The organism is Marinoscillum sp. (genome assembly GCF_040222955.1).
Classification (GTDB): Bacteria; Bacteroidota; Bacteroidia; order Cytophagales; family Cyclobacteriaceae; genus Marinoscillum.
This window is the reverse complement of the sequence record NZ_JAVKCA010000008.1, coordinates 307259-320352: the sequence shown is the minus strand read 5'-3', so window position 1 is coordinate 320352 and position 13094 is coordinate 307259. Positions and strand designations below refer to the sequence as shown.

At 47.5% G+C, this 13094-nt stretch carries 14 protein-coding genes; 7 read left to right on the top strand and 7 right to left on the bottom strand.

Annotated elements, in window-relative coordinates; translation table 11 throughout:
- Positions 1 to 4: 4 nt before the first annotated feature.
- Complete coding sequence (locus tag RIH33_RS07280; protein WP_406654460.1) at positions 5 to 694, bottom strand: glycosyltransferase family 2 protein; 690 nt, start codon at positions 692 to 694, stop codon at positions 5 to 7.
- Between the two features lie 164 nt (positions 695 to 858).
- On the opposite strand from RIH33_RS07280, the gene RIH33_RS07275 reads away from it, so the two are divergent.
- The 3 genes from RIH33_RS07275 (at position 859) to RIH33_RS07265 (ending at position 3933) form a co-directional block, all read left to right on the top strand.
- A complete protein-coding gene (locus RIH33_RS07275) occupies positions 859 to 1947 on the top strand; it encodes a PQQ-dependent sugar dehydrogenase (protein ID WP_406654458.1) in 1089 nt (362 codons plus the stop codon).
- An 11-nt stretch (positions 1948 to 1958) separates the two neighbouring features.
- On the top strand, positions 1959 to 2309 hold the full coding sequence (locus tag RIH33_RS07270) for an arsenate reductase family protein (protein WP_406654457.1): 351 nt from the start codon (positions 1959 to 1961) through the stop codon (positions 2307 to 2309).
- Between the two features lie 109 nt (positions 2310 to 2418).
- Complete coding sequence (locus tag RIH33_RS07265) at positions 2419 to 3933, top strand: FMN-binding glutamate synthase family protein (RefSeq protein ID WP_406654455.1); 1515 nt, start codon at positions 2419 to 2421, stop codon at positions 3931 to 3933.
- A 28-nt stretch (positions 3934 to 3961) separates the two neighbouring features.
- On the opposite strand, the gene RIH33_RS07260 is transcribed toward RIH33_RS07265, so the two are convergent.
- Together RIH33_RS07260 and RIH33_RS07255 are read right to left on the bottom strand one after the other, a co-directional pair.
- Positions 3962 to 4669 carry a VOC family protein gene (locus tag RIH33_RS07260; RefSeq protein WP_406654453.1) on the bottom strand — a complete coding sequence of 236 codons (708 nt, stop codon included), beginning with the start codon at positions 4667 to 4669 and terminating at the stop codon, positions 3962 to 3964.
- On the bottom strand, positions 4666 to 5175 hold the full coding sequence (locus tag RIH33_RS07255) for an SRPBCC domain-containing protein (RefSeq protein WP_406654452.1): 510 nt from the start codon (positions 5173 to 5175) through the stop codon (positions 4666 to 4668). The genes RIH33_RS07260 and RIH33_RS07255 overlap by 4 nt, the downstream gene beginning before the upstream one ends.
- A 93-nt stretch (positions 5176 to 5268) precedes the next feature.
- On the opposite strand from RIH33_RS07255, the gene mltB reads away from it, so the two are divergent.
- Complete coding sequence (gene mltB / locus RIH33_RS07250; RefSeq protein WP_406654451.1) at positions 5269 to 6276, top strand: lytic murein transglycosylase B; 1008 nt, start codon at positions 5269 to 5271, stop codon at positions 6274 to 6276.
- A gap of 23 nt (positions 6277 to 6299) precedes the next feature.
- On the opposite strand, the gene RIH33_RS07245 is transcribed toward mltB, so the two are convergent.
- Entirely contained in the window at positions 6300 to 6689 is a 390-nt protein-coding gene (locus RIH33_RS07245; RefSeq protein ID WP_406654450.1) for a hypothetical protein, read from the bottom strand.
- Positions 6690 to 6773: 84 nt separating this feature from the next.
- Here RIH33_RS07245 and RIH33_RS07240 point away from each other — a divergent pair, with 84 nt between their 5' ends.
- From RIH33_RS07240 to RIH33_RS07230, 3 genes are all read left to right on the top strand, one after another.
- Positions 6774 to 7286, top strand: coding sequence for a D-glycero-alpha-D-manno-heptose-1,7-bisphosphate 7-phosphatase (locus RIH33_RS07240; RefSeq protein WP_406654448.1), 513 nt, complete (start codon positions 6774 to 6776; stop codon positions 7284 to 7286).
- Positions 7287 to 7460: 174 nt separating this feature from the next.
- Positions 7461 to 10412, top strand: coding sequence for a SusC/RagA family TonB-linked outer membrane protein (locus tag RIH33_RS07235; protein WP_406654447.1), 2952 nt, complete (start codon positions 7461 to 7463; stop codon positions 10410 to 10412).
- Between the two features lie 5 nt (positions 10413 to 10417).
- Positions 10418 to 11722, top strand: a complete 1305-nt coding sequence (locus tag RIH33_RS07230; protein ID WP_406654445.1) for a RagB/SusD family nutrient uptake outer membrane protein — start codon at positions 10418 to 10420, stop codon at positions 11720 to 11722.
- Between the two features lie 49 nt (positions 11723 to 11771).
- On the opposite strand, the gene RIH33_RS07225 is transcribed toward RIH33_RS07230, so the two are convergent.
- Genes RIH33_RS07225 through RIH33_RS07215 form a run of 3 tightly spaced genes read right to left on the bottom strand, consistent with a single transcriptional unit; the run spans position 11772 to position 13079 of the window.
- A complete protein-coding gene (locus RIH33_RS07225; RefSeq protein WP_406654443.1) occupies positions 11772 to 12260 on the bottom strand; it encodes a tetratricopeptide repeat protein in 489 nt (162 codons plus the stop codon).
- Between the two features lie 49 nt (positions 12261 to 12309).
- Positions 12310 to 12633 carry a TfoX/Sxy family protein gene (locus RIH33_RS07220; protein ID WP_406654441.1) on the bottom strand — a complete coding sequence of 108 codons (324 nt, stop codon included), beginning with the start codon at positions 12631 to 12633 and terminating at the stop codon, positions 12310 to 12312.
- An 8-nt stretch (positions 12634 to 12641) separates the two neighbouring features.
- The gene (locus RIH33_RS07215; protein ID WP_406654440.1) at positions 12642 to 13079 is read right to left on the bottom strand and encodes a GNAT family N-acetyltransferase; all 438 of its coding nucleotides are present in this window, start codon (positions 13077 to 13079) and stop codon (positions 12642 to 12644) included.
- Positions 13080 to 13094 lie beyond the last annotated feature (15 nt).

Genomic DNA, 13094 nt, shown 5'->3' with positions numbered 1-13094 from the left:
CCGCTTACAAGTGCCTAAAAATGGTAAATATAATCTTATAACCAGCCATGATGGTGCCCTTTACCGTGCCGGAGACTTTCGAAACTCCAATGCGCTGGCGATAGTTCACCGGTACATCCAGAGTTCTGAGTTTGAGTTTGGCGGCCTTTAGCTGCATTTCTACCGTCCAGCCGTAGTTGGTGTCTTTCATTCCTATGGCCATGAGGCTGCTGTATCGCACCGCTCTGAAGGGACCCAGGTCGGTATATTTCACCCCATAAAACCACCTGATGAGGGTGGTAGCCAGCCAGTTTCCAAATATTTGTTGTGGGGTCATCGACCCCCTTTCCTTCTGTCCTAAGGCACGTGACCCGATCACCAGATCAGCTTCTCCCGAGAGGATGGGCTTCACCAGATCCGGCAACTGTGCCGGATAGTCGGAGTGATCTCCATCCAAAAAAACGACAATCTCTGGTTGAGTGGTACTGTTGGCTATGTGTTCCATTCCTTTCAGGCAGGCCTGCCCATACCCGCGTCGAGCCTCTCTCAGGGCCGTGGCACCGCTCCGCTCCGCTTGTGCAAAGGTGTCATCGCTGGATCCATTGTCCACCACGATGATCTCTGTCACCCAGTCTTTTGGAATTTCATTCACTACCAGTCCTACGGCATTTTGCTCATTAAAAGCGGGGATGATCACCCGGATGTCGTTTTTCAAGCCTTTGTGTTTTGCTTCCCAAATTTAGTGTATGTATCCTCCATGGAGGTGTCCCATCTCTGACAATTGGGGAGAATCTGATGGATAGATAAAATTACCTGTTGGTAAACGAAACAATGAATTACTGATTAGGTTTAAAACCCTAAACCAAACCCTTTTTTCGGATGAAGAATTTGATGTCCTCCCTTTTCCTCTGTTTGACACTTTACGGGTGGTCACAGTCTGCCAATGAATTTTCATTTGGCACCGAGGTGGTGATTAGTGAGATCAATATTCCCTGGGGGATGGACTGGCTACCCAATGGGGATATGCTGGTGACCGACATCTCCGGCACTTTATATAGGTGGAATGGCGCCAAACTACAAGCCATCAGTGGCACCCCTGAGGTGGTAGTAGCAGGGCAGGGTGGCTTATTAGATGTGAGAGTGCATCCGGATTTTACTCAAAACGGATGGGTTTATCTGTCTTATTCTAAACCCATGGGTGGCAACCTGGCTACCACAGCTGTGATGCGGAGCAAACTACAGGGCAATGCATTGGTAGAGTCAGCTGAAGTATTTCGGGCGGAGCCCGCTTCGGACACCCGTCACCATTATGGATCGCGAATTGTCTTTGACCAGGCGGGCTATATGTATGTCTCGGTGGGTGATCGGGGCAATAGGGATGAGAATCCTCAAAAGCTAAACAACCACTGTGGCAAGATTCACCGAGTGAATGATGACGGCAGTGTGCCCAGAGACAATCCATTTGCAGGAAACCCCATTGCCATGCAGACCATATATACCTATGGGCATAGAAACCCTCAGGGACTGGCTGTAAACCCCGAAACCGGAGAAGTGTGGGAGCACGAACACGGACCCAAAGGGGGAGACGAAGTGAATGTCCTTAAGCCAAAGAAGAACTATGGCTGGCCGGTGATTTCTTACGGCATCAACTACAATGGTACCAAATTCACAGAGATCACGTCCAAAGACGGCATGGAGCAGCCTGAGGTATACTGGGTACCTTCCATTGCCCCTAGTGGGATGGACTTTGTGACCTCCGATAAATACGGAAAGCTCAGGGGGGACCTGTTGGTTGGCTCTTTGAAGTTTGGCTACCTGCACAGGTGTGATGTGGAGGACAATAAGATAGTGAAGGAAGAAAAATACCTGGAGGGCATTGGCCGGGTGAGAAGTGTGAGGCAGGGGCCCGATGGGTTTGTGTACCTCGGTGTAGAAGGAAAAGGTGTTTTGAGATTATTACCAGATTGAAATTTTTGACTATGAAAAAAGTGTACTACCTGTCCACGTGCTCTACCTGCACACGGATCATGAAGGAGCTGGGCATTGGCGAGGAGTTTGATGCGCAGGACATTAAAAAAGACCCCTTTACAGAAAGCCAAATTGAGGAAATGCAGGCTTTGGCCGGTTCGTATGAAGTACTGTTCTCCAGGGTGGCTATGAAATACAAGGCCTGGGGTCTCAAAGACAAGAACCTGACAGAGGAGGATTATAAGCGTTACATTTTAGAAGAATACACTTTTTTGAAGCGCCCCGTTTTTATAATTGAGGATCAGATTTTCATTGGCAACAGCAAGAAAAATGTAGAGCTGGTGAGGGATGCTATTGGCTAAAAGGTGCGCTTTCTGTCTTATATCTAACTTTTCTTGTATAAGTAGGTGTCAAAGTGGATGAACTGTCAAACTAGATTCGTACATTCAGTGAATCTTTTTTAGACAACATATGAGACACACTTTTTATTTCGTTACACCCCTCATTCTGATAGCAGTTGGTCTGATGGGTTACTATTATAGCCCCGGCTGGTTTTGGAGCTATACTGTATTAATTCCCCTGGCATTCATCGGCTTTCATAACCGGATACAGAGGAATCATACCATACTCAGGAATTTTCCCCTGCTGGGTTATTTCAGGTACTTCTTTGAGATGATTTCTCCGGAGATACAACAGTATTTTATCGAGCGAAGTACAGACGGCAAACCTTACAGCCGGAATCACCGGGCGCTGGTTTATCGCCGGGCTAAGAATGTGAATGATACCCATCCATTTGGTACGCAAATGGATATTAACAATGATCACTATGAAGCCCTGCGGCATTCTATCTATGCTACACCACCGGTTAAGGAATTTCCCCGGGTGACCATAGGCAGCAGTAAGTGTGGGCAGCCCTATAGCGCGTCTATTCTCAACATCTCTGCCATGAGCTTTGGGGCTTTGAGTAAGAATGCCATCCGAGCCCTGAATGGTGGGGCTAAAAAAGGAGGTTTCTACCACAATACAGGTGAAGGAGGAGTCTCGGACTATCACCTGGCTGAAGGTGGAGATCTTGTGTGGCAAATAGGTACAGGCTATTTTGGATGTAGGACACCCGAGGGGGATTTTAGCCCTGAGCTTTTTGCAGAAAAAGCGGCCAATCCTGTGGTGAAAATGATTGAGCTGAAAATCTCGCAGGGTGCAAAGCCCGGGCATGGGGGTGTGCTTCCGGCCATCAAAAACAATGAAGAAATAGCGAGAATCAGGGGTGTGGAGCCACACACAATGATTATCTCTCCTCCCGGACACAAGAATGTCCGCGGGCCAGAGGATTTACTTTACTTTATTCAGAAGCTGAGAGAATTATCCAAAGGGAAACCCGTAGGCTTCAAGCTCTGCATTGGTCGCACGGAAGAGTTTATTGCGCTGGTGCAGAAGATGAAGGCCCTGGAAATCTGGCCTGATTTTATTACCGTAGATGGGGCCGAGGGGGGTACAGGTGCTGCTCCGCTTGAGTTTTCAGATTCTGTAGGGCTGCCGCTGGAGCCGGCCCTCATATTTGTACACAGCACCCTACTAAAGTATGGCTTGCGTGACGAAGTGAAGGTGATCGCCAGTGGCAAAGTCCTCACGGCTTTTTCTATTTTACGTATGAAAGCATTGGGCGCTGATATCTGTAATTCGGCCCGTGCCTTTATGTTTAGCCTGGGATGTATCCAGGCACTTCGCTGCAATAGCAACGATTGTCCCACAGGGGTGGCTACGCAAAATGCCATGCTCACCAAAGGCTTGGTGGTGACTGATAAAATTGACCGGGTTTACTATTTTCATCACAATACTATCCATGCAGTATTGGAGTTACTGGGCGCCTGTGGCCTGTCCCACACGGAGGAGATTACCATAGATATGTTTGTGAAAGGAGACGAGATGGTGGCCCTTACCAATCGCTATTTCCCTGATTCCGTATTAAACAGGGTGGATGAATAAAACATCAGTAACCTTTGAGCCGATTGGCTCAAAGGTTACTGATAATACTGTTACCGTCTTTATCTTCTTCGAAAGGTGTACCAATACCCCCGACTTCCAGCTGATGAAATCCTGGCCCAAGTGTGCGAGGAGAAACGCGATCATTGTTTTCGATGATCTCAATAGCAAAGTCCTCCCCCTCCAGTAGTCGGATGTAGATTTTCTTTTCACGAAGGTCGAGGTTATGAGTCCTCATGACCGGAAACCTCATTTGGTACCACTTTTCAGCTTCTCCGATGGAAGGTGTGAGCAAGGCCAGGAAATAAGGTTGTAGGCCGCTTTGGCTTTTGTTTTCAAAAAACTGGAGTCTGTTACCATCCGGATCTTTGACTACAAATGACCGCCGGGAAAGATTGTGGTCTCTGAAAATGTCACCTACGAATTCGACTTTTCCCTGTTGGAGGGACTCAAAGAGGTCATCAAACTCATCTGTTTGAAAGCCAACTTTGAAAAAGCCATGCCGGTAATCCGGGGCATCGGGCAGGAGCTCTTCCGGACTTTTGAAATGGATGGTGAAATCATCCCGATAAAGGGACTGCTTCTGTATGGGCTCAAATCCGAGGTGCTGCGTGTACCATTCATGCAAAACCTCAGGCTGGAGCGTATGAATCACCATAGATCGGAACTGTATCTCCTGAGTCTCACCGCAAGAGAAAAGCGAAATGAACAATATGGTAATGATCAGGCCCCGCATCATAGGTTTACAAAATCAGAGAAATCACCTCGTCCCATCATGTCAGGCTCAGTATGATGCAGAAGTACGCCATGTTCGAGGTAGGCCTTCAGGTTGGCCAGCCAAAAAGTCCAGCCGGTACCACACCCATAGTAGACATTCATCTTACTTCTATCGTCTGTGGGGATGTGGTGCTGTGTGAGCGTTACGAGGGTTGTGCCCTTACTTTCTTCCAGATCGATGGTTACCTGTGCCCCGGAAAAGGAAAATGCCAGGTGGGTCCTACCATTAGCCTCGTTAATGATGCCTGATTCACCATCGGGCCAGTTATGCCAGTACCATAGGTAGGTGTCTCCGGCCTGCGTGTGCTCTTCACGGGCACGTTTCACCTCCCGATGGTCTGTGTATTCACAGCTTCGGAGAAACCACGTTTCCATTCCTTTACTTGTGGCCCAATGCCAGTAGATTTTTCCGGAAGGGGCGTTGATGTAAATTTTCCGCCTGAAAGTACTCCACGTTTGATCAGCCATGACATAATTTACTAAAATCCTGAAATATCGACACCATCCTGCGTTATTCAATAACTTATTGGGGTTTTTTATTGTCTTGTAAACAAACCACCTTTGAGGTGGAAAAAAGTGATGAAAATGGGTGTATTTAAGAAGATGATTGGTTTTGTGCTGTTGGGAATGACGGTAAGTTTATCAGGTTTCGGACAGGTAAATCAGGTTAAGGTGGCGGAGTTTGCCAGAAGTTTTTCGGACCGGAATGACATGAGTTTGGAAGAAGTCACCGTGATCCTGAACAATGCCAGGTACCAGGAGAGCATCATTCAAAAAATGGAAAAGCCTGCGGAGGGCACCATGACCTGGGCGCGATACAGAAAGATTTTCATGACTGAAGATCGGATAGCTGCCGGGGTAGAGTTTTGGAGAGCGAATAAGGAAGTGATCCACGAGGTGAGCACCAGGAGCGGCGTGGCACCGGAAATTATTGTTGGGATCATCGGGGTAGAGACCTTTTACGGTCAGCGGCAAGGGAGCTACCGGGTATTGGATGCGCTTTATACGCTGGCCTTTGGTTTTCCCAAAAGATCATCGTTTTTCACTGCGGAGCTTGAGAAATTCCTGCTGCTCGTGGAGGAGGAAAACCTGAATATGTACGAGATCAAGGGGTCTTATGCCGGGGCCATGGGCTTTGCGCAGTTTATGCCCAGCAGTTATCAGGCATATGCTAAGAGCTATGATGAAGGAGGCTCCAGGAATCTGATGCAGGCGGATGATGCCATTGCCAGTGTGGCTAACTACCTGAAGGAGCATCGATGGAAAGAAGGCGATCCGGTGGCCATGCCCATCACCAACTTGATCAACCCGACTAAGCTGACGCCTGGAGTAAAGCCCAATAACACCTTGCGCTATTACAGTGACAATGGCTACATGCCCTCAGGCAATTTGTCACCCTCTACCATGGCAGCGTTGATCGAACTGGAGCAGGAAAATGGAATGGAGTATTGGTTTGGTTTCAATAACTTCTACGTGATCACCCGGTACAACCACAGCGAACTATATGCCATGGCGGTGTTTCAGCTGGCCGAGGCGGTCAAGGCCGAGTATGATTCAGTAAAGCAATAAATGTTGCTGGGTTATGATGCCCCTTATTTCACCAGATAAGGTAGCATAAGCTCCCGCATCTCTTCGCGGCTTACGTCCTTATTTTTGATGAGAAAGGCCACCACGTCCTGATTAAAGCCAAGTCTGGTAGCCATCTGACGTGCAAAGTATTCTTCGGATGAGGTGACCATGTCATCCGCTATGACCACCAGGATGCAGTCCATCATGAAGTCCATCTTGTCGATGAGGGTCATGGGGGCCAGGCTCTCTGCAGTGGCCGGGGAGTTAAATATTTCAGCCAGTTCTTCCTCAGTTGCTCCGTATTTCTGACTGATTTTCCGGATCACCTCCTTTTCAGCGTCGGCAAAATCTTCGTCTACCATGGCTATTTTCACCAGAATACTCAGCTGCTTTTTCTTTTGAAAATCTAACATATCTGTATTTTACGAAAAAAAGATGATTCCTGCACGTGTCATCTCATAGATTTGCCCGGAGTTTGTGCCTGAAACAATCACAAAATGAACAAATGTGTTTTTTTGGATCGCGATGGAGTGATCAATAAGGATTATGTGGATTATGCGTATACGCTGGATCGGTTTACCATCCTGAATGGGGTACCCGAGGCTGTTACCCTGCTGAAGGAAGCGGGGTATGTGCTGGTAGTTGTTACCAACCAATCAGGGATCGCCAAAGGAGTCTACACCCGTGCGCAAATGCAGGAGTGTCATGACTTTATGCAAGCTGAACTGAACCATCAGATAGATAAAATCTATTATGCGCCCGGGCATGAAACCTACTCAGAGTCTTTAATGCGGAAGCCCAATACCCTGATGTTTGAGCGGGCTGTGGCCAGGTTCGAGATAGACGTTTCACAGTCATGGATGGTGGGCGACAAAAAACGAGACCTGATCCCTGCCATTAAGATGGGTTTGAAAACCATTCAGGTGGATGGTCATGACGATCAAATGGCCGATTTTGTCGAGCCGGATCTCCTGGCCGCGGCCAGGAGAATACTGAGAGAAAACGGTTAGTATTTGTTCATTGCCAGCTCGACCACTTCTCTTAATTGCTATTTTCACAAAATAATCATCTGTTATTATACCGTAAATGCAAATAATGTAATTAATTGATCTTTTTGGTGAGTGATTAACAATTTTCTATACTAGAAAATCAGTATATTATTCCGAACCAAAAATGAACAATTTATGAAACAACACTACTCTAAATGTCTTTTGACATTTCTAGCATTATTCTGCCTGAATGTGGCAATTGCTCAGGAAATAGACGTGAGCGGAACCATTATGGGAGGTGAAAACGGTGAACCACTACCCGGTGCCACCGTGATGGTAAAGGGAACTACCAACGGAACCATCACAGATTTTGATGGGAAATTCAAACTTAAAGCTCCGGCAGGTGCCAGATTGTTGGTAACCTCCATCGGATTCAAACCCGCAGAGGTGGATGCATCACCAAATGTGACCCTCACCCTGGAAGAGGATGTTACACGCCTTAACGAGGTGGTGGTGTCCGGCCTTGCATCTACCGTGAAGCGAGGAAACCTGGCCAACTCTGTGGCCTCCATTTCTGCCAAGGAGCTCACAACAATGAGTAATCAGTCCACCATGGATGGAGCACTCTATGGTAAGTTTAAGGGAGCCAATATTGTCTCCAACTCGGGAGCACCTGGTGGAGGTATATCCATCAAACTGCGGGGACTTACTTCTATCAACGGATCCAATGAGCCTCTTTACATCATTGATGGGGTTTATCTGGATAACTCGTCCATTTCAGCAGGGTTGAACGTGGTTTCTGCCGCCGCTGGCGGGGGTAGTCAGTCCAATCAGGACAATCCCTCTAACCGTATCGCAGACATAGATCCTGAAGACATTGCCTCAATAGAGATATTGAAGGGAGCCAGTGCTGCGGCGATATATGGCTCACGGGCGTCTGGCGGTGTGGTGATCATTACTACCAAGCGTGGAGAGCGTGGAGAGACCGAGGTGACACTTTCCCAAACTGTAGGAGTCACCCAAATCCTCAATCCGCTGGGCACCCGCAAATGGGATGCGGCTAAAGTAGAAGCGGCATTTGGTGCCGATGAAGTGGCCAATTTTCAAAGTGCCCAGGCTGCCGGCAATCTTCATGACTATGAAGATGAATTGTATGGCAATAAGGGCTTTTTGTCCACCTCCAGGGTGACTGCCACAGGGGGCAGTGATAAGACTAAGTTTTTTCTGGGAATCACCCGAAAGGATGACGAAGGAATTGTAAAGAATACCGGCTATGAGAAAACGTCTTTCAGACTCAACCTTGACCAGAAGATAGCTTCATGGCTGGACGTGAAAGCGTCTACCAACTACATCCATTCTTCTGCCGACAGAGGTTTTTTCAATAATGACAACTCCGGAAACACCATGGGAATTGCCTTTGTGGCTACTCCTGCGTGGGCGCAGTTAGAAAAGGGGAGCAATGGACTGTATCCAAACAATCCCTATGCAGCCTCTAACTTCTTGCAGACCCGGGACCTCATCACCAACAACGAAACGGTCAATCGATTTCTGGTAGGGGGAACTGTAGTGGCCAGGCTGATCACACAGGATAAGCAGTCGCTGCGTCTGAATGTGAATGGAGGGATTGATCAATACACCCTCTCCACAACGGCCATTTTCCCTAATACCCTTCAGTTTCAGAAAGATGGAAACGGTCTGAATGGTGTGAGTGTACAGGGAAATACTGTCACCCAAAACTCAAATGCATCCATCTTTTTGATTCATGACTTTTTCCCGGGTTCATCAGGTCTTTCCTTTACATCTCAGGCTGGTATCACGTTCATTGACTTTGATCAGAACAACATCATCGCCACCGCCTCTGATATGAACGGTACACAGACCAACCTGGATCAGTCCGGTTCAGTGAGTGTTGCTCAAAATCGAATCATCCAGAAGGATAGGGGGTTCTTCATCCAGGAGGAGGTCAATTTCAACGACATGGTGATCGCTACGGCAGGTGTACGTGGGGATAAATCTTCCAATAATGGGGATGTGAATAAGCTCTACTATTACCCAAAAGGGGCCATAGCCATTAACCTTCACAATTTTGATTTTTGGAATGTGAACTTCCTGGAGCAGACCAAACTAAGAGCTGCTTATGGTGAAGCCGGAAATTTTGCTGTGTTTGGAGATAAATTCTCAGCATTGAATGCCGTAAACATAGATGGTTCCGGAGGGTTGATCATCAGCAACCTGAAAGGTAACAGGGAAATTGCCCCTGAAAGACAGTCAGAATTTGAGACAGGAGTTGACTTTGGTCTGCTAAATGGTAAAATATCCATAGATGCTACCTACTACATCAAAAAAGTGGATGACCTGCTCTTGCGTGCGCAGATTCCATCATCTACCGGTCAAACCACAGCGGTGGTCAATGCTGCCACCATGGAAAACCGAGGTGTGGAGATAGGGCTGAATATGAACCTGATCCGGAGAGAAGATTTCTCATGGTCCAGCACCACATCTTTTTGGAAAAACACCTCTGAAGTGACCAGGCTGGATATCCCCTCCTATACGGTAGGTGGTTTTGCGGATTTTCTTGGTCAGTTTAGGATCAAGGAAGGTCACAGCCCAACAGAGATTATCGGGGTAGGTGCCAATCCGGATGAAGATGGTTTAGTGGTCTTTGGTGACCAGCAACCGGATTTTCAAATGTCTTTTCTAAACCAGCTGAATTATGGTCCTTTTGAGCTTTCTATGCTCTGGCATTGGAAGCAGGGCGGAGAAAATATCAATCTGACTGCTTTGCTCTCCGATCTAAGCGGTACGAGCCCTGATTTTGACAAAATTGATCTTGATCCGGAGGGTGAGCTTGGAAATGGAGACTATCGTTTGAGTCAGCTTGGTGCCAATACAGCACCCTATATAGAAAATGCCAGCTACGTGAGGCTACGTGAAATTGCGCTGTATTACAAATTGCCGGTGCTGCAGGACTATGCGAAATCTGTGAAGATAGGTGCCTCGGCGAATAATCTGCTCAACTTCTTTGAGTACAGAAGCTATGATCCGGAAGTTTCTAATTTCGGCGGTCAGGGTCTGTCTTCCGGCGTGGAGGTCACCCCTTTCCCCTCTTCCAAAAGGTACAATTTTCACCTAATTGTTAAATTCTGAGAATCATGAAAAATTTTAAATATATACTACTAGCCCTGCTATTCACCAGTGTGTTTTCTTGTGAAATAGAGGAGATATCAGATCCAAACAATCCTAGTCTGGTGGATATAGAAGCCGATGCCACCAAGTCCGACATCCTTTTGCTGATCACCGGCACGGAGGAGTTGATGCGATCAGAGATTGGCTTTTATTATGATGTATTGGGCATTTTAGGTAGGGAGTATTACTTCTTTACCAACTCTGATCCACGCTACACAGGTGAGCTCCTGGGAAAAGGCGATGCTGTGCTGGATGATGCCGGATTTTATGGCACCAGACCGTATGCAGGCCGGTATAAGGTGATCAGAAATGCCAATATTCTCATGACAGCCCTGGAGAATACCAGCGAAACGTTGACCGAAGCGGAGCGCAATGGGATCAAAGGATTTGCCAGAACTTGTCAGGCATACTCGTATTTGCTCGCGCTCAACCTGCAATATCAGGGAGGCATTCGGATAGATGTAGCTGATGCGGAAAACCTGGGAGCTTTTGTAGGCTACGATGCGGCCCTGGCTGATATTGCCTCATTGCTCGATCAGGCTTATACCGATTTGAACGGCGCAGGGGATGAATTTATGTTTTCACTGTCCAGTGGATTTGCCGGATTTGATGATCCCGCTACTTTCGGTGAGTTTAACCGGGCCATCAGAGCCAGAGTAGCGCTCTATGCCGGCGATGAGGCCGGTGCGCTGGATGCTTTAGGGGACTCTTTTATGGATTTGAATGGTAATCTTGATATGGGTCCCAGACACTACTATTCGGTGGTGGGAACAGAAGAGATCAACCCCATTTTCCGCACACCTGATCAAAGTGAAGCTTTGATAGCCCACCCATCTTTTGTTACGGACATCAGAACAGGAGATGCCAGAATGTCTAAAGTGACTGAGCGCACTGAGACTGCAGTACTTGATGGGCTGAGTGGTGACTATGATGTGACAGTATATCCATCCAATGCTTCACCGATTCCAATCATACGCAATGAAGAATTGATCCTGATCTACGCAGAAGCTAACATTGGGACTGATAATATCGAAGCGATAGATGCTCTGGAGGTCATTCGTGATGCGCATGGACTTGGTGTATACACCGGAGGGTTTACGGATGCTAATGTTCGTGACGAACTACTGTACAATCGCCGCTATTCTTTATTTGGAGAAGCACACCGCTGGATAGATTTGCGCAGATATGACCTGCTTCAGACCCTGCCCAAGGATCGGGCGGGTGATGATGTGTGGACTCAGCTGCCGAGGCCTGTAAGTGAGAAAGAATAGTATAAATGAAGTTGAGAAAAGGGGGCGTTCAGGTAGGACGCCCCTTTTTTTATTCACAGATCATATATTCCGTGTATCCAATCCCCAGTTCTTTGGCTTTTTCCCAGTCTCGCGCTGCACCTTCTCGGTTTTCCAGCATGCACTTGGCGGTGCCACGGCTCACGTAGGCCTCTGCAAAATTTGGCTTTAGTGCCAGCGTTTTATCAAACTCTTCGATGGCCTTTTGGGCATTTTGATCTGACAAAAAGATGTATCCCTTTTCATAATAGGCATCTGCATAGTCAGGGTTGAGGCTAGTGGCTATGTCCAGATCGTTGATGGCGGATTTTTTCTCACCCAGCAATGACCTGCATACTCCACGCAGGTAATAGATTTCAGCATTATCCGGCTCATAAGCAGCGGCTTTGTTAAAGTCCAGAATGGCGCCTTTATAATCTTCCTCCAGGTACTTGTCATACCCGGCATTGAGGTATTCTTCAGGGTCCTGGGCCATGGAGAAATGTGTGAGAAAAAGTAAACCGATCGTCAGAGCTTTCATAGTGTCAAAGTTACCGAACGATACCAGATGCAGAAGGTTAGCCTTGCGCCTATTTTTTGGCTTTATGTGCTACTTTGATTGACTTTTGGGCCCATTGGGTCAACGCCTGACTGTCTTCAAACACCGCTAAAGGCACAGTCCAGTATGGAAGGCCCTTACCATTGCCCATAGTGAAGGGCTTCATGCCGGTATTCTCAAAATCGGCCAGATTACTCTCGTCCACTTTGAGTCGAAACACCCCACCGCCGATCATGGCGAACATTTTGTCCTGATGAAAGAAGCCAATGCCCCCAAACATCCGTTTGTGGCTGATTTCGGGGATTCCTGAGAGCTGATCTAAAATAAAATGGAGGTCTGATTCACTGTATGCCATGGGTCCTGTTAGTTTAAATGCTTTTCCATGATCACCAATTCCAGATTTTGAATTCGGATCACCTCTCCGTTCATGAGCCGATACCCCAGCTTCTCATAAAATGGCTGCAAATGCTTATGCGGCCTCAGGAATACGCGGTTGGCTTTTTTTGATAGGGCAATGGCTTCCAGGTTTTCAATGATCATGCGACCTATCCCCAGGCCCCGGTAGGGTTTGATAACGGCAATGCGAGCCAGTTGCCAGCCGGAGTGGGGTACCCTTGTGAGCCGCCCTGTCCCGATCAGTTCTTTGTCTGCGTAGGCCAGCAGATGAATGCTGGTGTCATCATCTGCATCATGATCCAGGTGAGACGGAATGCCCTGTTCTTTTACAAAAACCTCTGACCGAATTTTCAGTGCCCGGTCGAGATCATCCTTCTCATCTGCTATGACCATTCTGAGCTTCATACTTAAAGATACAAA